The 23169-nt window shown below is 63.3% G+C and carries 19 protein-coding genes; 13 read left to right on the top strand and 6 right to left on the bottom strand.

The features are described from left to right. Window positions 1-5: 5 nt before the first annotated feature. Window positions 6-785 carry an SRPBCC domain-containing protein gene (locus AAGS40_RS11965; RefSeq protein WP_345811591.1) on the top strand — a complete coding sequence of 260 codons (780 nt, stop codon included), beginning with the start codon at window positions 6-8 and terminating at the stop codon, window positions 783-785. 118 nt (window positions 786-903) lie between these two features. On the opposite strand, the gene AAGS40_RS11960 is transcribed toward AAGS40_RS11965, so the two are convergent. Beyond that, window positions 904-1545 (bottom strand): TetR family transcriptional regulator, encoded by a 642-nt coding sequence (locus tag AAGS40_RS11960; protein WP_345811589.1) that lies wholly within the window; start codon window positions 1543-1545, stop codon window positions 904-906. Window positions 1546-1972: 427 nt separating this feature from the next. Here AAGS40_RS11960 and AAGS40_RS11955 point away from each other — a divergent pair, with 427 nt between their 5' ends. From AAGS40_RS11955 to AAGS40_RS11945, 3 genes are read left to right on the top strand one after another with little or no spacing between them, the layout of a single operon-like run. After that, entirely contained in the window at window positions 1973-3205 is a 1233-nt protein-coding gene (locus tag AAGS40_RS11955; protein WP_345811587.1) for an efflux RND transporter periplasmic adaptor subunit, read from the top strand. 18 nt (window positions 3206-3223) lie between these two features. After that, window positions 3224-6439: an efflux RND transporter permease subunit gene (locus tag AAGS40_RS11950; RefSeq protein WP_345811584.1), complete on the top strand. Its 3216-nt coding sequence runs from the start codon at window positions 3224-3226 to the stop codon at window positions 6437-6439. 1 nt (window position 6440) lies between these two features. Beyond that, window positions 6441-7988 carry an efflux transporter outer membrane subunit gene (locus AAGS40_RS11945; RefSeq protein ID WP_345811583.1) on the top strand — a complete coding sequence of 516 codons (1548 nt, stop codon included), beginning with the start codon at window positions 6441-6443 and terminating at the stop codon, window positions 7986-7988. Here AAGS40_RS11945 and AAGS40_RS11940 read toward each other — a convergent pair. Then, window positions 7975-8283, bottom strand: coding sequence for a hypothetical protein (locus tag AAGS40_RS11940; protein WP_345811581.1), 309 nt, complete (start codon window positions 8281-8283; stop codon window positions 7975-7977). The genes AAGS40_RS11945 and AAGS40_RS11940 overlap by 14 nt on opposite strands. A 48-nt stretch (window positions 8284-8331) precedes the next feature. Further along, the gene (locus AAGS40_RS11935; RefSeq protein ID WP_345811580.1) at window positions 8332-9741 is read right to left on the bottom strand and encodes a nucleobase:cation symporter-2 family protein; all 1410 of its coding nucleotides are present in this window, start codon (window positions 9739-9741) and stop codon (window positions 8332-8334) included. A gap of 446 nt (window positions 9742-10187) precedes the next feature. Here AAGS40_RS11935 and AAGS40_RS11930 point away from each other — a divergent pair, with 446 nt between their 5' ends. The 3 genes from AAGS40_RS11930 (at window position 10188) to fghA (ending at window position 13882) form a co-directional block, all read left to right on the top strand. Then, a complete protein-coding gene (locus tag AAGS40_RS11930) occupies window positions 10188-11762 on the top strand; it encodes an FGGY family carbohydrate kinase (protein WP_345811578.1) in 1575 nt (524 codons plus the stop codon). Window positions 11763-11909: 147 nt separating this feature from the next. Further along, entirely contained in the window at window positions 11910-13016 is a 1107-nt protein-coding gene (locus AAGS40_RS11925) for an S-(hydroxymethyl)glutathione dehydrogenase/class III alcohol dehydrogenase (RefSeq protein WP_345811576.1), read from the top strand. Window positions 13017-13030: 14 nt separating this feature from the next. Beyond that, complete coding sequence (fghA, locus tag AAGS40_RS11920; RefSeq protein ID WP_345811574.1) at window positions 13031-13882, top strand: S-formylglutathione hydrolase; 852 nt, start codon at window positions 13031-13033, stop codon at window positions 13880-13882. Window positions 13883-13963: 81 nt separating this feature from the next. Here fghA and AAGS40_RS11915 read toward each other — a convergent pair whose 3' ends face one another. Genes AAGS40_RS11915 through AAGS40_RS11905 form a run of 3 tightly spaced genes read right to left on the bottom strand, consistent with a single transcriptional unit; the run spans window position 13964 to window position 16675 of the window. Beyond that, window positions 13964-14746: a metal ABC transporter permease gene (locus AAGS40_RS11915; protein WP_345811573.1), complete on the bottom strand. Its 783-nt coding sequence runs from the start codon at window positions 14744-14746 to the stop codon at window positions 13964-13966. After that, the gene (locus AAGS40_RS11910; protein WP_345811571.1) at window positions 14739-15695 is read right to left on the bottom strand and encodes an ABC transporter ATP-binding protein; all 957 of its coding nucleotides are present in this window, start codon (window positions 15693-15695) and stop codon (window positions 14739-14741) included. Before AAGS40_RS11910 ends, AAGS40_RS11915 begins: the two co-directional genes overlap by 8 nt. 44 nt (window positions 15696-15739) lie before the next feature. Further along, entirely contained in the window at window positions 15740-16675 is a 936-nt protein-coding gene (locus AAGS40_RS11905) for a metal ABC transporter solute-binding protein (protein WP_345811570.1), read from the bottom strand. A gap of 370 nt (window positions 16676-17045) precedes the next feature. Here AAGS40_RS11905 and AAGS40_RS11900 point away from each other — a divergent pair, with 370 nt between their 5' ends. The 6 genes from AAGS40_RS11900 (at window position 17046) to ugpC (ending at window position 23127) form a co-directional block, all read left to right on the top strand. After that, window positions 17046-17828: an L-iditol 2-dehydrogenase gene (locus tag AAGS40_RS11900; protein WP_345811569.1), complete on the top strand. Its 783-nt coding sequence runs from the start codon at window positions 17046-17048 to the stop codon at window positions 17826-17828. A gap of 84 nt (window positions 17829-17912) precedes the next feature. Continuing rightward, window positions 17913-19235 carry a sugar ABC transporter substrate-binding protein gene (locus tag AAGS40_RS11895; protein WP_345811568.1) on the top strand — a complete coding sequence of 441 codons (1323 nt, stop codon included), beginning with the start codon at window positions 17913-17915 and terminating at the stop codon, window positions 19233-19235. 191 nt (window positions 19236-19426) lie between these two features. Continuing rightward, entirely contained in the window at window positions 19427-20362 is a 936-nt protein-coding gene (locus AAGS40_RS11890) for a sugar ABC transporter permease (protein WP_345811567.1), read from the top strand. After that, window positions 20359-21234 carry a carbohydrate ABC transporter permease gene (locus tag AAGS40_RS11885; RefSeq protein ID WP_345811566.1) on the top strand — a complete coding sequence of 292 codons (876 nt, stop codon included), beginning with the start codon at window positions 20359-20361 and terminating at the stop codon, window positions 21232-21234. Before AAGS40_RS11890 ends, AAGS40_RS11885 begins: the two co-directional genes overlap by 4 nt. Next, window positions 21231-21944, top strand: a complete 714-nt coding sequence (locus tag AAGS40_RS11880; RefSeq protein ID WP_345811565.1) for an HAD family phosphatase — start codon at window positions 21231-21233, stop codon at window positions 21942-21944. The genes AAGS40_RS11885 and AAGS40_RS11880 overlap by 4 nt, the downstream gene beginning before the upstream one ends. 73 nt (window positions 21945-22017) lie before the next feature. Continuing rightward, entirely contained in the window at window positions 22018-23127 is a 1110-nt protein-coding gene (gene ugpC / locus AAGS40_RS11875) for a sn-glycerol-3-phosphate ABC transporter ATP-binding protein UgpC (protein WP_345811564.1), read from the top strand. The last annotated feature ends 42 nt before the right edge of the window (window positions 23128-23169 follow it).

Below are 23169 nucleotides of genomic sequence, written 5' to 3'. Positions count from 1 at the left end.
CTGTCATGGAGCTGAGCGACGCATTGCGGATTCCGCTCGCGCCGTCCGTCGTATGGGACGCGCTGCAGGATCTTGCGTTGTTACGGGCCAGTCTCGACCATTGCGAGTCGTTCACACGCCTCGCGCGCGGCGAATATGCGTTAAGCATGACGGTGCCGCTCGGGCCGCTGCGCGCGCATTACGACACGCGCGCTCATGTGGCCGGCCAGGATTCCGGGCCGGCTGACGCGCAGCGCCGGACCATCAATTTCAAGGCGCGTGCCGAAGGCATTGGCGCGTTGCGCGGTCAGATCGAAGTGAGATTGCGCGCGGAGGAGGGAGCGTCAGGCGGCGATCCCGATCGCGGGCGCAGCACACATATCGAATACGCAATCTGGGCAACGTCTTCCGGCCCGCTTGCCGAACTTCCGACCCGTCAGCTGGAAAAGGCGCTGCACGATCTCGCCGACGACTTCTTCGCCGAATTCAGCGCGGTCGTGCGTGCCAAGCATGGGCAGGGGTCCAACGAGGCGGGCGGTTCGTCGGCGCGGCGCCAGCACGTTTTTTTGCGGCCGATCAGCCTGGGCGGCATGGCCCGGCGCGCCCGCGTGGAGCATGACAGCGGGGTAATCGGGCGCGCGGCGAGCGTGTCGCACGGCGTCACGCATGGCGTGTCGCACGGCGTCACGCATGGCGTGTCGCATCGCGAATCGGGTCCGCATGCGGTGCCGAACTGGGCGTGGGCCGCGATGATCTTTCTGGTGGCGTTGCTTTTATATATCGCGCGCTGGATCAGCGAACACTGAAGGTTGTCTTTTTTCGCGCGACTGAAGAATTGCGGCAATTCGCCGGCGGCGCAGATGTGAATCCGTGGCCATTCATGCGGCGGCGAGACCCTGCGCTGCCGCCTTAGCTTCACACGATTTAAGCCGGGCCCTTGCGCAACGCGGGGCTCAGCCGCAGCGCGTCGAACAGCGCCTCGACCATTTGGCGTGCGTGCGCGCCGAAGTCGGTCGCGTCGGGCAAAAACAGCATGTCTCGCAATGACCCGCTGACGAAAGCGTGCACCATTGCCGCCGCGATCCTGGCGTCGAAATCAGTGGGAAGCTGACCCTTCGACACGGCATTGCGCAGGCCGCCCTCTATCTTGGCAAGCCCTTCGCGCATATTGGTCTGATAGCGGACCATGACCGGGCCCATTTCCTCGACCAGTTCACACTTCAAAAACAGGATGTCGAACACGCGCCGCCGATGTGGATCGTTCGCCGTGTCACGCAGGCACACCACACAGATTTCCATCAGTCGGCCGAGCGGGTCGGGTTCGTTGGGATCTTGCGAGGCGGCCTTGAGTTCGTCGAGCGGCAACAGCACACGGTCGAACATTTCGGTAAACAGATCGCTTTTATGTGCGAAGTGCCAGTAGATTGCGCCGCGCGTGACGCCCGCAGCCTGCGCGATGTCGGCCAGCGACGTGCGGGACACCCCTTTCTCGAAAAATACGCGCTCGGCCGCGTCTAGAATGCTGTTGCGCGTCTCCAGCGCTTCTTCTTTGGTTCTTCTGACCATTTGATTTGACCTGCCCTGATTCTGGGGTTTTCCCGAGCGCTTTCAGAAGCGCTCGGCGACGTTCTGTCTACTATCTACTGTATTCCGAAGCAATCCTGCGGTCCCCGTCCCCTGCGAGAACTAAAACGCTCTTTTACATGCATTCGTGGATGTATATATAATAGCACCCCACGATCGGATAGCCCAAGCCGTGACGACCGGTTAATATCCGTCACTGTTGCCTTTCAAACGCTGTTTGCGCCGTGCTGGTAGGGTGGCGCCGTGCCGCATTTCCCCGACTTGGCGCATCTTCGCCCGGGATGCCATGCAGGTTCGATTTGCATCCGTGGGCTTCCGGTCAAGCGTCGCAAGACGCCTGTGTGTGCTGTCGTCCCCGGGGTAGGGATGCGCGCACTTTTTCTTCTCAGTCTTTGACAGAGGTCGCTCCATGCGCGTCGAACGGGTTCCATTCCGCTTAATCAGTGCCGCGACGGCTGCCGTATTGCTGGCAGCGTGCGGACCAAAACAATCTGCCCCGCCGCAGCAAACGCCCGAAGTCGGCGTCGTGACTGTCCAGCCGACGGCCGTGCCCGTCGTCACCGAACTCCCCGGCCGTACCAGTGCTTTCCTCGTCGCGCAAGTGCGCGCGCGGGTCGACGGCATCGTGCTGCGCCGCGAATTCACGGAGGGTGACCAGGTCAAGGCAGGTCAGCGTCTGTACAAGATCGATCCGGCGCCGTATATCGCCGCGCTGAACAACGCGAAGGCGTCGCTCGCGAAGGCGCAGGCGAACCTCGTGTCGACCACCGCGCAGGCCAACCGCTACAAGGTGCTGGTGGCGGCCAACGCGGTCAGCAAGCAGGATTACGACAACGCGGTGGCCTCGGAAGGCCAGGCCGCGGCCGACGTCGCCGCCGGCAAGGCGGCGGTGGACACGGCGCAGATCAACCTCGGCTACACGGACGTGACCTCGCCGGTGAGCGGCCAGATCGGCATCTCGCAAGTGACGCCGGGCGCCTATGTGCAGGCGAGCGCCGCCACGCTGATGGCCACCGTTCAGCAGCTCGACCCGACCTATGTCGATCTGACGCAATCGAGTCTCGATGGCCTGAAACTGCGCCGCGAGATACAGGAAGGCCGGCTGAAGACGACCGGCCCGGACGCCGCCAAGGTGTCGCTGATCCTCGAAGACGGCCGCACGTATTCGGAGCAGGGCAAGCTGCAGTTCACGGACGTCACGGTCGACCAGGGCACCGGCTCGGTCACGATCCGCGCGATCTTCAAAAACGCGGACAAGGTGCTGCTGCCGGGCATGTTCGTGCGCGCGAGGATTCAGGAAGGCGTGAACGAGAACGCGCTCGTGGTGCCGCAAGTGGGCATCACCCACGACCAGAAAGGTCAGCCGACCGCATTGGTTGTCGGCAGCGACGACAAAGTCGTGTTGCGTCAGCTCGTCACCTCCGGCACGTACGGTTCGAACTGGGTGGTCGAGAGCGGCCTGAAGGCCGGCGACCGCGTGATCGTCCAGGGTACCGACAAGGCCAAGCCCGGCATGCAGGTCAAGACGGTTGCCGCGCAACTTCCCGCCACACCCGCTTCCGACGCGTCCGCTCAAGGCGCGCCGGCCGCCAGCGGTGCTGCGCAGACGGCTCAACCCGCCTCTGCTGCATCGGGCGCGTAATAACAGGGAGCCCGCCTCATGGCAAAGTTCTTTATCGATCGCCCGATTTTTGCATGGGTGATCGCCATTATTCTGATGCTCGCGGGTATCGCGTCGGTGTTCACATTGCCGATCGCCCAATACCCGACGATTGCCCCGCCGGCCGTGCAGATCAGCGCAACGTACCCGGGCGCATCGGCGAAGACGGTGGAAAACACCGTCACGCAGGTGATCGAGCAGCAGATGAGTGGTCTCGACCACTTGCTGTATCTGTCGTCCACGTCGGACGACTCGGGTACGGCAACCATCACGCTGACGTTCGCGGCCGGCACCAACCCTGACATCGCGCAGGTTCAGGTACAGAACAAGCTGCAGCTCGCCACGCCGCTGCTGCCGCAAGCCGTTCAGCAGCTCGGTACGAAGGTGACGAAGTCGAGCAGCAGCTTCCTGCTGGTCATGGCGTTCGTCTCCGAAGACGGCAGCATGAACAAGTACGACCTGGCGAACTACGTCGCGTCGAACATTCAGGATCCGGTCAGCCGTATCGACGGTGTGGGCACGGTGACGCTGTTCGGCTCGCAGTACGCGATGCGGATCTGGCTGGACGCCAACCGGCTCACCAACTTCGGGCTGACGCCGGTCGATGTCGAGGCGGCGTTGCAGGCGCAGAACGTTCAGGTTGCGGGCGGCTCGCTCGGCGGCACGCCGTCGGTGCCGGGTCAGGTGTTGCAGGCCACCATCACGGAAGCCACGCTGCTCAACACGCCCGAACAGTTCGGCAACATTCTGCTGAAGGTGAACCCGGACGGCTCGCAAGTCCGGATCAAGGACGTGGGTCACATCGAACTCGGCGGCGAAAACTACAACTTCGACACCAAGTACAACGGTCAGCCGACGGCAGGCTTCGGTATTCAGCTCGCCACGGGCGCGAACGCGCTGGCCACGGCCAAGGCGGTGCGCGCGAAGGTCGCCGAACTGTCGAAGTACTTCCCGCATGGTCTGGTCGTGCAGTACCCGTACGACACCACGCCGTTCGTGCGCCTGTCGATCGAGGAAGTGGTCAAGACGCTGCTCGAAGGTATCGTGCTGGTGTTCCTGGTCATGTACCTGTTCCTGCAGAATCTGCGCGCCACGCTGATCCCGACGATCGCCGTGCCGGTGGTGCTGCTGGGCACGTTCGCGATCATGGGTATCGTCGGTTTCTCGATCAATACGCTGTCCATGTTCGGGCTGGTGCTCGCCATCGGCTTGCTGGTGGACGATGCGATCGTGGTGGTGGAAAACGTCGAGCGGGTGATGCAGGAGGAAGGCTTATCGCCTCGTGACGCAACCCGCAAGGCGATGGACCAGATTACCGGCGCGCTGGTGGGCGTGGCACTGGTGCTCTCGGCGGTGTTCGTGCCGGTGGCATTCTCGGGCGGTTCGGTCGGCGCGATTTACCGTCAGTTCTCGCTGACGATCGTGGCGGCAATGGTGCTGTCGGTGCTGGTCGCATTGATTCTGACGCCGGCGTTGTGCGCGACGATCCTCAAGCCGGTCGAGAAGGGCCACGAGGAAAAAACCACCGGCTTCTTCGGCTGGTTCAACCGCACGTTCAACCGCAGCCGCGACAAGTATCACTCGGGCGTGGCGCACGTGATCAAGCGTTCGGGCCGCTGGCTCATCATCTATATGGTGGTGATCGTCGCGGTGGGTCTGCTGTTCGTGCGCCTGCCGAAGTCGTTCCTGCCCGACGAAGACCAGGGCACGATGTTCGTGCTGGTGCAAACGCCGTCGGGCTCCACGCAGGAAACCACGGCGAGGGCGTTGAAGGACATTTCCGACTATCTGCTCAATACCGAGAAGAGCATCGTGGAATCGACCTTCACGGTGAACGGCTTCAGCTTCGCCGGTCGCGGCCAGAACGCGGGTCTCGTGTTCGTGCGGATGAAGGACTACTCGGTGCGTCAGCATTCGGACCAGAAGGTCCAGGCGCTGGTGGGACGTCTCTTCATGCACTTCGGCAGCTATAAGAACGCGCTGGTGTATCCGGTGAATCCGCCGTCCATTCCAGAACTCGGCACGGCTGCGGGCTTCGACTTCGAACTGCAGGACCGGGCGGGTATCGGCCACGAGAAGCTGATGGAAGCGCGCAACATGCTGCTTGGTCTCGCGTCGAAAGATCCGACCCTGGCGCAGGTGCGTCCGAACGGCCTGAACGATACGCCGCAGTTCAAGGTGGATATCGATCACGAGAAGGCGTCGGCGCTCGGCGTGTCGCTGGCGACGATCGACCAGACGTTCTCGATCGCGTGGGCGTCGCAGTACGTGAACAACTTCCTCGACACCGACGGCCGGATCAAGAAGGTGTACCTGCAGGGCGATGCACCGTTCCGCATGAAGCCGGAAGACCTGAACGCATGGTACGTGCGCAATTCGGCGGGTGGCATGGTGCCGTTCTCGTCGTTCGCAAGCGGCACATGGACTTACGGTTCGCCGAAGCTGGAGCGCTACAACGGTATTTCCGCGGTGGAAATCCAGGGGGCGGCGGCACCGGGCAAGTCGACCGGTCAGGCCATGACGGCCATGGAAGCGCTCGTGGCGAAGCTGCCGGCGGGCATTGGTTACGAGTGGACGGGTCTGTCGCTGCAGGAACGCCAGTCGGGTTCGCAGGCGCCGATTCTGTATGGCATCTCGATCCTCGTCGTGTTCCTGTGTCTCGCGGCGCTGTATGAAAGCTGGTCGATCCCGTTCTCGGTGATCATGGTGGTGCCGCTCGGCGTGATCGGCGCGCTGCTGGCCGCCACGCTGCGCGGACTCGAGAACGACGTGTTCTTCCAGGTGGGTCTGTTGACCACGGTGGGTCTGTCGGCGAAGAACGCGATCCTGATCGTGGAATTCGCCCGCGAGCTGCAGCAGGGTGAAGGCATGGGACCGGTCGAGGCCGCGCTCGAAGCGGCGCGTCTGCGGTTGCGGCCAATTCTGATGACTTCGCTCGCGTTCATTCTCGGCGTGATGCCGCTCGCAATCAGTAACGGCGCCGGCTCCGCGAGCCAGCACGCGATTGGTACGGGCGTGATCGGCGGGATGTTGACGGCGACCTTCCTCGCGATTTTCATGATCCCGATGTTCTTCGTCGTGATTCGCGCGAAGTTCGGCGGCGAAAAAGAAGACCCGGATGTGGCGCTCGCTCATTACGACCAGCACCATCCTCGTGATGGCGGCGGGGCGGCGGGCGCGTCGACTGACGAAGGCTCGGGCAAGGACGGACATTGAGATGCAAAAACACTCTCTGATTGCAGTAGCAGTCGCGCTCTTCGCAGCGGGTTGCACGTTGGCGCCGAAGTACCAGCGTCCGGCGCCGCCCGTGACGAGCACCTTCCCGACGGGCGGCGTGTACGACGCGCAGCCGGGCGCAACCCAGCCGGGTCAGCAGCAGCCCGGCACGACGGGCGCCTCGCGCAGCGCGAATGGCCAGGCGGCAGCCGACATCGGCTGGCGCGATTTCTTCGTCGATCCGCGTATGCAGAAGCTGATCGAAGTCGCGTTGAAGAACAACCGCGATCTGCGCGTGTCGGTGCTGAACATGCAGGCATCGGCGGCGCAGTTCCGCATCGTGCGCGCGGGTCTGCTCCCGACGCTCGACGCGTCGGCATCGCAAAGCAAGTCGCGCACGCCGAGAGATCTGTCGTTCTTCGACCAGACCATCTCGAACTCGTATTCGGTCGGTCTGAACGCGTCGTGGGAAATCGACTTTTTCGGCCGGATCCAGAGCCTGAAGGACCAGGCGTTGGCGCAGTACCTGGCCACCGCGCAGGCACGCAAGGCGGCGGAAATCGCGCTGGTCTCGCAGGTTGCGAACCAGTACCTCACGGTGCTGGAGCTCGACGATCTGCTGAAGGTCACGCAGAACACGCTGAAGACCGCGCAGGAGTCGTACCGGATCACAAAGCTCCAGTTCGACAACGGCACGGGCACCGAACTGGATCTGCGTCAGTCGCAAACGGTGGTCGAGCAGGCGAGCGCCAATCTGCAGTCGCAGCAGCGTCTGCGGGCTCAGGCGGACAACGCGCTCGTGCTGTTGATCGGCGAGCCGCTGCCGGCGGATCTGCCGCCGGGCATGGCGCTGGACAATCAGAATCTCCTCACGGATATTCCGGCCGGTTTGCCTTCCGACCTGCTCACGCGTCGTCCGGACATCATGGAGGCCGAGGAAAACCTGCTCGCGGCCAATGCGAATATCGGCGCGGCGCGCGCAGCGTTCTTCCCGAAAGTGTCGCTTACCGGCAGCTTCGGCACACTGAGCCCGACGCTCGGCGGCCTGTTCAAGCCGGGTTCGGCGGCATGGAGTTTTGCACCGTCGATCACACTGCCGATCTTCGAAGGCGGCCAGAACCTGGCCAATCTCGATCTCGCGAACATCCAGAAGAACGTCCAGATCGCCACGTATGAGAAGGCGATCCAGACGGCCTTCCGCGAAGTGGCGGACGGCCTCGCCGCACGCGGCACGTACGATCAGCAGATCGAGTCGCTGGAGCGCAATACGTTTGCCGAACAGCGCCGGCTCGATCTGTCGAACCTGCGTTATACGAACGGCGTCGACAGCTATCTGTCGGTGCTGACCGCGCAGACCGATCTGTATTCGTCGCAGCAGTCGTTGATCACCGCGCGCATGGAGCGTCTGCAGAATCTGGTGACGTTGTACCAGGCGCTCGGCGGCGGCTGGATCGAGCACAACGGCGACCAGCCGCGCCCGGCTGATGCACCGGTCGATTACGGTGCGGCGAGCGCGCCGGTGGCTGCGTCGGCGGCTACTGCTGGGTGAGGTTGGACGTGTTGATGCAGCGAGGCTTCCGGAACTGATCGGGGCCGCGCTGTTTTGTCGGACAGTCGCCGTGGCCGGCCATGGCCAGCAACAACGGCGAGCAACAACGGCGAGCAACAACGGCGAGCAACAACGGCGAGCAACAACGGCGAGCAACAACGGCGAGCAACAACGGCGAGCAACAACGGCGAGCAACAACGGCCAGCAACAACGGCCAGCAGCAACGGCCAGCAACATCGGCCAGCAACATCGGCCAGCAACAAAAAAGCCACGGCATGCCGTGGCTTTTTTTCATCTGCCGCGCCCGCGTGAATCGCATCACGCGAGGCGGTCATTCATGCGTTCAGTGCAGATCAGCCGCGCGCAGCATTTCGTCGCGATGGGCGTCCTTGCCGCCGCGGCCGTCGAAATCGTGACCCGCTTCGCGGATCTCGCTCTGCGCGTTCTTTTCGCTCTTCACGCCGTTGAAAATCAGGTTCAACAGCACCGCCGACACCGAAGCCAGCAAAATCCCGCTATGCAGCAACGGCGTGAGTGCCGGGGGCAGTTGCGAGAAGAAGTGCGGCGACACCACCGGCACGAGGCCCATGCCGATACTCACCGCGACGATGAACAGGTTGTGCTGGTTCCGCACGAAGTCGACTTTGGCCAGCACCTTGATGCCGTTCGCCGCCACCATGCCGAACATCACGATACCCGCGCCGCCAAGCACGAACGCCGGCACCGAGGCGACCACTTGCGCCATCTTCGGGAACAGGCCGAGCAGTACCAGGATCACGCCGCCCATCGCGCAGACAAAGCGGCTTTTCACGCCCGTCACGCCGATCAGGCCAACGTTTTGCGAGAACGACGTATGCGGGAACGAGTTGAAGATGCCGCCGATCACCGTGCCCAGGCCGTCGACACGCAGGCCGCGCACCAGCGCCTTCTGATTCACCGGACGATCCACCATGTCGCCGACCGCGAGGAACATGCCCGTCGATTCGATGAACGTGACGAACATCACGGTGACCATCGTCGCGATCGAGAGCGGGTCGAAGTGCGGCAGACCGAAGTGGAACGGCATCGGGAAACCGACCCACGATGCGTGCGTGATGCCGTCCATATTGACGCGGCCGAGCAGCAATGCGACCACGAAGCCCGCCACGATGCCAAGCAGCACCGAAATATTGGCGATGAAGCCCTTCGCGAACTTGTTGATCAGCAGAATCAGCATCAGCACGGCCAGCGACAGACCCAGATACACCGGATTGCCGTAGTCGGGATTGCCCACGCCACCGGCCGCCCAGTTGATCCCGACTTCCATCAGCGAAAGACCGATCACCGAGATCACGACGCCGATCACCACCGGCGGGAAGAACCGGAGCAGCTTGCCGACGGCTGGCGCGATGAGAATACCGATCACGCCAGCCGCGATCGTCGAGCCGAAGATGTCGAGAATGCCGAGTGACGGGTTGGTGCCGATCGCGAGCATCGGGCCGACGGCCGCGAACGTGCAACCCATGATGACAGGCAGGCGGATACCGAAAATCCACAGGCCGAGTGTCTGGATCAGCGTCGTGATACCGCACGCGAACAGGTCGGCGCTGATCAGGAAAGCGATCTGATCCTTCGGCAACTTGAGTGCGGCGCCGATGATCAGCGGCACGGCGACTGCGCCGGCATACATCACGAGAACGTGCTGGATGCCGAGGGTGAGCAACTGGCCTGCGGGCAGTCGCTCGTCGCACGGGTGAACCGTGTTCGATTGCATATCGTCTGTCTCCACCATCTGGTTTTTGGGATGACTCCAAGGTATCGGGGACGAAAAAGCGTCACAAGACCACTGGGGCCTATTCCGGCATTCCCGGTGACGATATGCACGGGCGTCATTTGAAAGGCCAATTTAATGTCTGGCCAGGAGGAAGTGGCGCGCATCGCCTTGCAGCCGCGATGCAGGGCCGTCAACGAGTCGAGCCCGGCAGGGCGGCATATGTGTGAGAATCAATGAGGTGTATCTGCGAGGCCGCATAGTGGTTTTTCAAAGACGCCTTCGGCATGGCGGGGTTAACCCCGAAATGTGGGATTTTCGCGGGTTCGTCAGCAAGTCTGGCGACCTGTCCCGTGGCGAATAAAAACGGTCATTTTGAAGGTCGATTGCGTGCCTTCCGCAGGCCATTCTTCCTGTCCCATTCACGTCCTATTCACGCGCTATCGCCTATGAGTTTTCTTGGCATCGACCTCGGCACCGGTTCCCTCAAATTGGCAATCGTCGACGAAAGCGGGCGCGAGCAGGCCGTAACGAGTGTCGCCTACGCGCTCGAGACACCTCACGCCGGCTGGGCCGAAACGAACGTGCACACCTGGTGGCGCGCGCTGTGCGACGCATCGGCGCGTTTGCCCGCCGACGCACGTCGCGATGTGAAAGCAATCGGCTTCTCCGGCCAGATGCATGGCGTCGTGCTGATCGACGAGAACGGTGAGGCCGTTCGTCCCGCCATGTTGTGGCCGGACACGCGTGCGCTCGACTTGCTCGGTCACTGGCCCGAGCCGCAACCGAATCCCGTTGCACCCGGCATGGCGGGGCCTCTGCTTGCCTGGATTGTGCAGCATGAGCCGCAATCCGCCCGCCAGACGCGCTGGGCGCTGCAACCGAAAGACTGGCTGCGCGTCGCGCTAGGCGGCGCGATCGCAACCGATCCGTCCGACGCGTGCGCGACCGCGCTCGCCGACCCGGCCGGCGTGTGGGACGACGCGTTGCTCGCGCGGCTCGAGATTCCACGTGCGTGGTTCGCGCCGTTGGCGCCGTCTTATGCGGCGGGCGGCACGTTATCGGAGAAGGCGGCGCAGGCGCTCGGTTTGCGCGCGGGCATTGTGCTCGCTACCGGCGCCGCCGATACGCCTTGCGCAGCGCTGGGCAGCGGGCTTTCACGCGATGGCGACGCGCTGCTCACCACCGGCACGGGCGGGCAGATCGTCGTGCTCGCGGAGCAGGCGCCCAACGCGGTCAGGGGTTTGCATCGCTATCGCGCGGCGAGCGATCACTGGTATCGCATGGCGGCAATGCAGAACGTCGGCATTGCGCTCGAACGTGCGCGCGGGTGGCTGTCGTATGAATGGGCCAATGCATATCAGGATGCATTCGGCGATGCATCCGGCGACACGAACGGCAGCGCGAACGGCAGCACGAGCGAAAGCACGAACAGCAGCACGAACGAAAGCGCAAGTGGCAACGCAACCCGCAACCTGACCCGCCACCCGCACGCGGCATCAGCCAACCTGACCTTCCTGCCTTACCTCACCGGCGAGCGCACGCCGTGGCTCAATCCCGCAGCGCGCGGCGGCTGGCTCGGTCTTGCGCTCGACCACACACGCGGCGCGATGATGCGCGCAGCGTTCGAAGGCGTCGCTTTCTCGCTGCGCGCCGGGCTCGACGCAATCCGCGCGAGCGGCGCGACGGTGACGACGCTCAAGCTCGCGGGCGGCGGCTCGGTCGATGCGCGCTGGCGTCAATTGCTGGCCGACGCGCTGAAAGTCGAGCTTCACGCTGTCGACTGTCCGAACGCCGCGCCGCGTGGTGCGGCGATCCTCGGTGGTCTCGCCAGTGGACACTGGCATGCGGGTGACCTCGCCGCGCTCGCGCCCGGTGCGACGCGTGTCGCCAGTCCGCGCGCCGACCAGGCGCTCGACGAGCGTTACGCGCGTTTTCTCGACCTGTATGGCCGCCTTGAGACGTGGTTCGCCGACACGCCGCGTCCCCAGACCGGGCAATGTCCTGTCTGGACAATGCCGTGACGCACTTTGCAATACCATGACGGTTCTCGCGCGCTAAGGTAGGCGTCCGCGCCTCGCGCAGCACATCATTTCACACCGATTTCCGCGCGCCGCGAAGCATTGATCCGCGATACGCCGGGCATCGACAGACTCACAGGAGCATTCATCATGAAGACCAAAGCAGCCGTTGCATGGAAAGCCGGCGCCCCGTTGACGATCGAGGAAGTGGATCTGGAAGGTCCGCGCGCCGGTGAGGTGCTGATCGAAGTGAAGGCCACCGGCATTTGCCACACCGACTACTACACGCTGTCGGGCGCGGACCCGGAAGGGCTCTTTCCGGCGATCCTGGGCCATGAAGGCGCAGGCGTGATCGTGGACACGGGCCCCGGCGTCGGCACGCTCAAAAAAGGCGATCACGTCATTCCGCTCTACACGCCGGAGTGCCGTCAGTGCAAGTTCTGCCTGTCGCGCAAGACCAACCTGTGCCAGGCAATCCGCTCGACGCAAGGCAAAGGGTTGATGCCCGATGCCACTTCGCGTTTCTCGCTGGACGGCAAGCCGCTCTTTCATTACATGGGCACGTCCACGTTCTCGAACTACATCGTCGTGCCGGAAATCGCGGTCGCGAAAGTGCGGGAAGATGCGCCGTTCGACAAGATCTGCTACATCGGCTGCGGCGTGACGACAGGCGTCGGCGCCGTCGTGTATTCGGCGAAGGTCGAAGCGGGTGCGAACGTCGTGGTGTTCGGCCTCGGCGGCATCGGCCTGAATGTGATCCAGGGCGCGAAGATGGTCGGCGCGGACAAGATCATCGGTGTCGATATCAATCCGGGCCGCGTCGAACTGGCGAAGAAATTCGGCATGACGCACTTCATCAACCCGAACGACGTCGAGAACGTGGTCGACCATATCGTTCAACTGACCGACGGCGGCGCGGACTACTCGTTCGAGTGCATCGGCAATACGAAGGTGATGCGTCAGGCGCTCGAATGCACGCACAAGGGCTGGGGCCAGTCGTTCATCATCGGCGTGGCGGCGGCGGGCGAGGAGATCAGCACGCGTCCGTTCCAGCTGGTCACCGGCCGCGAATGGAAAGGCTCGGCGTTCGGCGGCGCGCGCGGCCGCACGGACGTGCCGAAAATCGTTGACTGGTACATGGAAGGCAAGATCAATATCGACGATCTGATCACGCACCGTCTGCCGCTCGAACGCATCAACGAGGGCTTCGATCTGATGAAGAAGGGCGAGTCGATCCGCTCGGTGGTGCTGTACTAACCGGGAGCGTCGCGATGCCTGAACTCTTGTCTTCGCATGCCTGCCACGGCGGCGAGCAGCGTATTTACAAACACGATTCGCAGACCATCGGTCTGCCGATGCGCTTCTCGGTCTACCTGCCGCCGCAAGCGCTGCAACCCGCTGCCAACGTCCCTGCGCTGTTCTATCTCGCGGGTCTGACCTGCACCGAAGAAACGTTTCCGGTGAAGGCCGGCGCGCAGCGCTTCGCCGCGCAGCACGGTATCGCGCTGATTGCGCCAGACACGAGTCCGCGCGGCGCGGGCGTTCCGGGCGAAAGCGCGGCGTGGGATTTTGGCGTGGGCGCGGGCTTTTATGTCGACGCCACGCAGCAGCCGTGGGCGAAGCACTACCGCATGTATTCGTACGTGCGCGACGAGCTGCGCGAAACGGTGCTCGCCCATCTACCGGTGGACGGCGCGCGTCTCGGCATCTTCGGGCATTCAATGGGCGGTCACGGAGCGCTGATGCTGGCGCTGCGCAATCCGGAGATCTATCGCTCGGTGTCCGCGTTCGCGCCGATCGCTGCGCCGTCGCGTTGCCCGTGGGGCGTGAAGGCGTTCAGTGGCTATCTGGGCGAGGACCGCGAAGCATGGAAGCACTACGACGCGAGCGAGCTGGTCGCGCGGGCGTCGCAGAAATTCGCTGAAGGGATTCTGGTCGATCAGGGGCTGGCAGACCAGTTTCTCGCCGAGCAACTGAATCCGGACCTGTTCGAGGCAGCATGCAAGGCAGCCGGTCAGCCGCTCACGCTGCGTCGTCATGAAGGTTACGACCACGGCTATTACTTCATCTCGACGTTCATCGAGGATCACCTCGCGCATCATGCGAAGGTGTTGCTGGGATAAGGTGGGTGCAAATCTGTACTTAACGTGGCGTCGGCGGCGGCGCGTGACAACCTAACGCCGCCGGCGCGAAACGGTCACTGCCTAGCGCCGCCGCAACAGGCTCGCGCCATACACCACGGCCGAGAGCACGGTGATCCAGAAGCTCGTCGGCCAATCCGTATAGAACGCGAGCGTCAACCCGATCCACGCCTGCGCGAGCGCAAAAAGCGCCGCGAGGACGAGGCCGGTTGAAAGACGCGTCGTCATGTTCTGCGCGGCCGCGGCCGGACCGACCATCAGCGTGAACACCAGCAACACGCCGACAATCTGCGTACACGCCGCCACGGCGAGTGCCGCAATCGCGAGAAACAGCACCGAGACCAGACGCAGCGACACACCCTTGGCTTCCGCGAGTTCCGGCTGCAACGAGGCGAACAGCAGCGGCCGCATGATGGCGGCGAGCGCGCCCAGACTGATGACGCCGAGCGCCGCCAGCACGCCGAGTGTCGAAGTATTGACGCCGAGCACGTTGCCGAACAGCAGTGCGGTGACCTGCGTGGCGTACGCGGTGAAGAAGTGTAGAAACAGCAGCCCGAAGCCGAGCGACAGTGAAAGGATCACGCCGATCGCCACGTCGCGGCCCGCGAGCCGCTCGCCGAGCGCGCCCATGCCGACACCTGCCGCGAGCGTGAAGCCGATCATCCCCCAGATTGGCGAGATGCCGATCAACACTGCGCCGGTCGCGCCGGTAAAGCCGACGTGTGACAGCGCATGGCCCGCGAAGGTCTGTCCGCGCATCACCAGAAAGTAGCCGACCACACCCGCCAGCACCGCGACGATCCCCGACGCCGCGAATGCGTTCACCATGAAATCGTATTCAAACATCGTGCGTGTGTCCGTCGTGCGAATGACCGTGCGAATAGCCGTGGCCGGGCGGGTGATCGTGTGAATGGCCGTGTGCATGCGAATGGCCGCCGCGTTCGTCGTGCTCATGCCCGTGGTCGTGCTTTTCCACTTCGACGTCGCCCGACATCACGAAGATCCGGCCGTTCACGCGCATCACATCGATCGGCGATCCATACAGACGCGAGAGGACCGGCTTCGTGATCACTTCGTTCACGGTGCCGAGCGCGGCTACGCCGCTGCCGAGATACAGCACCCGGTCGAGCGAATTGAGCAGCGGATTGAGTTCATGCGCGGAAAACAGAACGGCGATGCCAAGTTCCTGCTGCACCCGCCGCACGAGTTCAACCACGCTCTTCTGATGATGCGGGTCGAGGCTGATCAGCGGTTCGTCGAGTAGTAGCAGTTTCGGATTGCCGAGCAGACATTGCGCGAGCAGCAGACGCTGCCGTTCGCCGCCCGACAGTTCGGACAAGGGCCGCTCGGCCAGCTTGACGCCACCGACCAGATCCAGCACGCGCTCCACCTCTGCGCGTGTCGTCGCGTCCGCATGGGGCAGACCCCAACGGTGTCCGTCTGCCGCCATCGCGACGAAATCGCGACCTCGCACGCGGCGTCCCGCGAGCGCACTGCGTGTTTGTGGCATGTAGCCGATCGACGCATTGCCACGTTCGACTGGCTGATCCAGCACGCGAATCACGCCGGCCGCCGCCGGCACGAGGCCGAGCACGGCACGCATCAACGTGGTCTTGCCCGCGCCGTTTGGCCCGAGCACGCCGATGAATTCGCCCTGATTCACGATGAAGCCGGTGTCGCGCAGAATCGTGCGGCCGCCGAGTTCGAGCGTGACGTGCTCGAGTTCGAGCACGGGTGCGCCGGACGCGGCACCAGCGGATGGGGTGGCTGGCGCGCTGCGGCCAGTGACATTCATTGCGTGATTTCCTTTTCTGCCGGTTTCTGCCGTTCTCTGTCGCGTTACTTGCTGCCCGCGCCTGCGGCCAGGGCGGTGCCGAGTGCGTCGAGCTGCGTCAGCATCCACGTCTGATAGGTTTTGCCGGCCGGCTCGGTCTCGGTGACGCTCATCGTCGGTACCTGCGATTGTTGCGCGAGTTTCAGCATGCGTTTGGTGAGCGCCTCGGTCGCCTGGCTGTTATAGATCAGAACGCGCACGCGTTTTTCGCGCAGATCGCGTTCGAACGCGGCGATGTCGGCGGCGCTTGCTTCGGTGTCGTTCATCGTTGCGAGCTGGAAGCGCAGATTACGCATCGACAAGCCCACCGCGTCCGACATATAGCCGAACACCGGCTCGGTCGCCGTGACGGGCACGCCCGCATAATGCGCACGCAGCTCGGCCACTTTGGCATCCACCGGTTTCAGCGAATCCAGAAACTTCGCGAGGTTCGCATCGTACGCCGACTTGTGCGCCGGGTCAGCCGCGACGAGCGCCGCGCTCACCGCGCGCGCCACCTTCGGCATGGTGGCCGGGTCGTACCAGAGGTGCGGATTATCGCCGGCTTTCCTGCCGGTCAGCTCGGCTGCGACGATCGTCGTGCGTTGCGTGCCCTTCGACGCGGCCAGCAATTTTGCCATCCACGGATCGTAGTCGGCGCCGTTATAGACCACAAGACTCGCATGCTGCAACGCGCGCGCCGTCTTCGGGCTCGCCTCGAACAGGTGAGGATCCTGATCGGGGTTGCTGAGAATGCTCGTCACGTCGACGCGCTCGCCGCCGAGCTGCTGGATCACGTCGCCGTAAAAGTTCTCTGCCGCAACCACGGGGATTTTCGCTTCGCCAGCGAACGCAGCGTGGCCAAAGCTGACGCCAGCGGCCAGCGCCGCGCTCGCCGCGATGCGCCTTGCCAGTTTCTGCGCCCGCTGCGCCCCGAACGATGTCGTGCCAAGTAACTTCATGCTGATTCCTGCTACGAGAGTTGAGGGAGTGGCATGGTCCTGCATGCGCTCCTCGTGGAAGCCCAATCGCTCCACGCGGCGCTCCGGCAAGACGAGGCCGCAATGATATAACGTATCTCGATTTTTTGTCATCAGCGTAAGCGCGGCGCAGTTTGGCGGACTTCGGTTTCTCGTATTAGTGTTGTTCAAGGCACAAACGGCAGCGCCGGTCCACCGATGGTCCTGCCGCGCTGCACCATCGAAATCTGGATGTGCGCCTTGACATCATCCGGTGCGTATCCGATCATTCGACCACCAACAGAGCAATTGTTCGCGCAATGAGCGTTCGCTCACCGCGTCAGAGAAAAGCGAAACGAACCGGAGACAAGCAATGTCGTCACGATTGCAAGACAAGGTGGCCATTCTGACGGGGGCGGCAAGCGGAATCGGCGAGGCCGTCGCCCGTCGCTATCTGGACGAAGGCGCGCGTTGCGTGCTGGTCGACATGAAACCCGCCGACAGTTTCGGCGAAGCATTGCGTGCCGACTGCGGCGACCGCGTGCTGACCCTCTCGGCCAACGTCACGCAACGCGAAGACATCGAACGCATTGTGGCGAGCACACAGGAGCGTTTCGGCCAGATCGACATTCTGTTCAACAACGCGGCGCTCTTCGATATGCGCCCGATCCTCGACGAATCCTGGGACGTCTTCGACCGCCTGTTCGCGGTCAACGTCAAAGGCATGTTCTTCCTGATGCAGGCCGTCGCCCGGAAAATGGTGGAGCAAGGTCACGGCGGCAAGATCATCAATATGTCTTCGCAGGCCGGGCGGCGCGGCGAAGCGCTCGTCTCGCACTACTGCGCGACGAAGGCCGCCGTGCTGAGCTACACGCAATCCGCGGCACTGGCGCTCGCGCCGCACAAGATCAATGTGAACGGCATCGCGCCGGGCGTCGTCGATACGCCGATGTGGAAAGAAGTCGACGCGCTCTTCGCCCGCTATGAAAACCGGCCGCTCGGCGAAAAGAAGCGTCTGGTCGGCGAAGCGGTGCCGCTCGGCCGAATGGGCGTGCCGGACGACCTGACCGGCGCCGCCCTGTTTCTCGCGTCGGCAGATGCCGATTACATCACCGCGCAAACCCTGAACGTGGACGGCGGCAACTGGATGAGCTGACGGGCGACCCATCTGCATCCATTCAGTGCCGTATTTCGCAGAACAAACGCAGCACCACATAACGTACGAGAAAGGAGACAACACATGAAGCCAGTCCTCAAATCCGCGTTGAAGGCGATCAGCGCCGGCGCTGTTGCATGCTTTGCGCTGAATGCGTCAGCCGCCACGGTGACGATCGCGACGTTGAACAACCCGGACATGATCGAGTTGAAGAAGCTGTCGCCCGAATTCGAAAAGGCGAATCCGGACATCAAGCTGAACTGGGTGATTCTCGAAGAAAACGTGCTGCGCCAGCGCGCGACCACGGACATCACGACGGGCAGCGGCCAGTTTGACGTGATGACGATCGGCGCGTACGAAACACCGCAATGGGGCAAGCGCGGCTGGCTCACGCCGCTCACCGGCCTGCCCGCCGATTACGATCTGAACGACGTCGTGAAGACGGCCCGCGACGGTCTTTCCAGCGGCGGCCAGTTGTATGCGCTGCCGTTCTACGTCGAAAGCTCGATGACGTATTACCGCAAGGATCTGTTTGCGGCAAAGGGTTTGAAGATGCCCGATCAGCCGACCTACGACCAGATCTCGCAGTTCGCCGACAAGCTCACCGACAAGGCCAACGGCGTGTACGGCATCTGCCTGCGCGGCAAGGCCGGCTGGGGTGAGAACATGGCGTACGCCACGACGGTGGTGAACACCTTCGGCGGCCGCTGGTTCGACGAGAAATGGCAAGCCCAGCTCACGTCGCCGGAATGGAAGAAGGCGATTGGCTTCTATGTGGATCTGCTGAGGAAAGACGGCCCTCCGGGAGCCAGCTCGAACGGCTTCAACGAGAACCTCACGCTGATGTCCTCGGGCAAATGCGCGATGTGGATCGACGCAACGGTCGCCGCCGGCATGCTCTATAACAAGCAGCAGTCGCAGATCGCCGACAAGGTTGGCTTCGCGGCGGCGCCTATCGCCGTGACGCCGAAGGGTTCGCACTGGCTGTGGGCGTGGGCACTCGCGATTCCGAAGTCGTCGAAGCAGGCGGATGCGGCGAAGAAGTTCATCTCGTGGGCCACGTCGAAGCAATACATCGAACTGGTCGCGAAGGACGAAGGCTGGGCCTCGGTGCCGCCGGGAACGCGTCAGTCCACCTATGCGCGCCCTGAGTACAAGCAGGCCGCACCGTTCGGCGACTTCGTGCTGAAGGCGATCGAGACGGCTGATCCGGACCATCCGACGCTCAAGCCGGTGCCTTACACGGGCGTGCAGTTCGTCGGCATCCCCGAGTTCCAGTCGTTCGGCACGGTGGTCGGTCAGAGCATCTCCGGCGCGATTGCCGGTCAGATGACGGTCGATCAGGCGCTGGCAGCCGGTCAGGCCACGGCGAACCGCGCCGTGCAGCAAGCCGGCTACCAGAAGTAAGCCGGGCGGTTGTCGAAGTAACGTGAAACGCGCCGGCTGACGCCCGTTAGCCGGCTCACGCAGCACAGCGGGCTGCTTGTCCGTCACGCGGGCGCCGCGCCTGCGCCACGACATTCCAGATGTCGCGGCGGCAAAGGCGGCGCCCGCAGTCTGAGCGGACAGCCCGCGCATTACCGAACAGGTGGTCAATCATGCGTCCTCTGCGCCTGCCTCTCATGCATGCCCATCCCCAGTCAGAGAAGGAACGCGAAGCCCGTAAAGCCAATTCGGCACGCTGGCTCGTGTCGCCGTCGGTCGCCGTACTGGTGCTGTGGATGGCGATCCCGCTTGCGATGACGATCTGGTTTTCGTTCTCGCGCTACAACCTGCTGAATCCGGACCTGAAGGGTTTCGCCGGTTTCGACAACTACAAATACCTCGCCAGCGATCCGTCGTTCGGCCCTTCCATCGGCCACACGCTCGAACTGATCGTTTCAGTGCTCGTGATCACCGTAGTGGGCGGCGTGCTGATGGCGATCCTGTTCGACCGCAAGTTCTATGGTCAGGGTATTGCGCGATTGCTCGCGATCGCACCGTTCTTCGTGATGCCGACGGTAAGCGCGCTGATCTGGAAGAACATGATCCTGCATCCGGTGTACGGCCTGATCGCCCAGGGCATGCGCGCGCTCGGCATGCAGCCGATCGACTGGTTCGCCGATTACCCGCTCTTCGCCGTCATCATGATCGTCGCGTGGCAGTGGTTGCCGTTCGCGTTCCTGATCCTGTTCACGGCGATCCAGTCGCTCGATCAGGAGCAGAAAGAAGCGGCGCGCATCGACGGTGCAGGTCCGTTTTCCATGTTCTTCTACATCACACTGCCTCACCTGAAGCGGGCGATCGCGGTGGTGGTGATGATGGAGACGATTTTCCTGCTGTCGATCTTTGCTGAAATCTATACGACCACGGGCGGCGGTCCGGGCACCGCGACGACCAATCTGTCGTACCTGATCTACTCGCTCGGGCTGCAACAGTTCGACGTCGGTCTTGCTTCCGCAGGCGGCATTCTCGCTGTCGTGCTGGCCAATATCGTGTCGTTCTTCCTTGTGCGGATGCTCGCGAAGAACCTGAAAGGGGAGTACGAAAAATGAGCCACGTTGCCTCCACCCCGGCGTCGAGCACGACGCCCGTCACCATTCCCGCCAGGTCGCCGTTCGCCGCCATTCGTCGCGGCATTCCCGGCGTCATTGCGTGGCTCGTCGCGCTGCTGCTGTTTTTCCCGATCTTCTGGATGACGATTACCGCGTTCAAGACCGAGCAGCAGGCGTACTCGTCGTCGCTGTTTTTCGTGCCGACGCTCGACAGCTTCCGGGAAGTGTTCGCGCGCAGCAACTACTTCTCGTTCGCGTGGAATTCGATACTGATTTCCGTGGGCGTCACGGTGCTGTGTCTGATCCTCGCGGTGCCGGCCGCGTATGCGATGGCGTTCTTCCCGACGCGCCGCACGCAGAAAGTGCTGCTGTGGATGTTGTCCACCAAGATGATGCCGTCGGTCGGCGTGCTGGTGCCGATCTATCTGCTGTGGAAAAACAGCGGCTTGCTGGATACGGTGTCCGGGCTCGTGATCGTCTACACGCTGATCAACCTGCCGATCGCAGTATGGATGTCGTTCACCTATTTCGCCGAGATTCCGCGCGACATTCTCGAAGCCGGCCGGATCGACGGCGCCGCGACCTGGCAGGAAATCGTCTATCTGCTGATGCCGATGTCGCTGCCGGGGCTTGCCTCCACCGCACTGCTGCTCGTGATTCTTTCGTGGAACGAAGCGTTCTGGAGCATCAACCTGTCGAGTTCCAACGCCGCGCCGTTGACAGTGTTCATCGCGTCGTATTCGAGTCCTGAGGGTCTCTTCTGGGCGAAGCTGTCCGCTGCGTCGCTGCTGGCGGTGGCGCCGATCCTGATCGTCGGCTGGCTGTCGCAGAAGCAACTGGTGCGCGGTCTGACTTTCGGGGCGGTGAAATGACGGCGGTCACCCCATCGGGCGCGGGTGCGCCTCAGTATGCGTTGATCTGCGATTGCGACGGCGTGCTGATCGACAGCGAAGCTGTGGCCGCGCGCATGCTGGTGCACGAACTGGAATTGCGCTGGCCCGGCACGGATGTCGAACCGGTCGTGCTGCCGCTGCTTGGCCTGCGTATCGAACAGGTATTGCAAAACACCGCCGCGAAGCTCGGCAAGACGCTAGGCGTGGCGGATATCGACGCGATCCGGCGCTCGGTGGAAGCGGCGGCGATGCAGGCGCCGGCAGTGGACGGCATCGAGGCCGCGCTCGCCCAGGTGCCGCTCATCAAAGGCTGCGCGAGCAACAGTTTTCGGCCATATGTGGAAACCGTGCTGGCGCGCACCGGCCTGGTCAAATTTTTTGGCGAACGCCTTTTTTGTGCGGACTCGGTGCCGAATCCAAAGCCCGCGCCGGACGTCTATCTAGCGGCGTCGAAGGGGCTTGGCCTCGCGCCTTCCGCGTGTCTCGTGGTCGAGGACAGCGTGACCGGCGTGACCGCGGCGACGGCGGCGGGCATGACGGTGCTCGGCTTTATCGGCGGCGGCCACGCAAGCGACGCGCAGATCGACAAACTGCACGCGGCGGGCGCGCGCCACGTGTTCGACGACATGCAGCAGTTGCCCGAACTCGTCGCGCAATGGACATTGAGCGCAACAGCGGCCGCGCCTTGAAGGGCTTCATCACGCGGCGTTCCAGACGAATCCAGGTAGCCAGGCAACACATAGCAATACACGGAGACACATCATGGCAAGCGTAACTCTGCGCAACATCAGAAAGGCCTACGACGACAACGAAGTGATGCGCGACATCAACCTCGACATCGCGGACGGCGAGTTCGTCGTGTTCGTGGGACCGAGCGGTTGCGGTAAATCCACGCTGATGCGGATGATCGCCGGTCTGGAAGACATCAGCGGCGGCGACCTGACCATCGACGGCACGCGCGTGAACGACGTGCAACCCGCCAAGCGCGGCATCGCGATGGTGTTCCAGTCGTATGCGCTCTATCCGCATATGACGCTGTACGACAACATGGCGTTCGGCCTGAAGCTCGCCGGCACCAAGAAGCCGGAGATCGATGCCGCCGTGCGCAATGCGGCGAAGATCCTGCACATCGACCATCTGCTGGATCGCAAGCCCAAGCAGCTGTCAGGCGGGCAGCGTCAGCGCGTGGCGATTGGCCGCGCGATCACGCGCAAGCCGAAGGTATTCCTGTTCGACGAACCGCTGTCGAACCTCGACGCCGCGTTGCGCGTGAAAATGCGGCTCGAATTCGCGCGCCTGCACGACGAACTCAAGACCACGATGATCTACGTGACGCACGATCAGGTGGAAGCAATGACGCTCGCGGACAAGATCGTTGTGCTGTCGGCGGGCAATCTCGAACAGGTCGGCAGCCCGACGATGCTGTATCACGCGCCCGCCAACCGCTTCGTCGCGGGTTTCATCGGCTCGCCGAAGATGAACTTCATGGAAGGCGTGGTGCAGTCGGTCACGCACGACGGCGTGACGGTCCGCTACGAAACGGGCGAGACGCAGCGCGTCGCGGTGGAACCCGGCGCGGTGAAGCAGGGCGACAAGGTGACGGTCGGCATTCGTCCGGAGCATCTGCACGTCGGCATGACGGACGACGGCATTTCCGCACGCACGATGGCGATCGAATCGCTCGGCGACGCGGCGTATCTGTACGCGGAATCGAGCGTGGCGCCGGACGGTCTGATCGCGCGCATTCCGCCGCTCGAACGCCATACGAAAGGTGAAACGCAGAAGCTCGGCGCCACGCCCGAGCACTGTCATCTGTTCGATGCCGAAGGCAAAGCGTTCCAGCGCAAGATCGTCGAGGTGCTGGCCGCGTAAGCGGGGTGGAGAGGGGAAGCGGCGGCGCGCCGCTTCGTCGAT

It is taken from the genome of Paraburkholderia sp. PREW-6R (assembly GCF_039621805.1).
Classification (GTDB): domain Bacteria; phylum Pseudomonadota; class Gammaproteobacteria; order Burkholderiales; family Burkholderiaceae; genus Paraburkholderia.
This window is presented reverse-complemented; position numbering and strand designations above follow the sequence as displayed.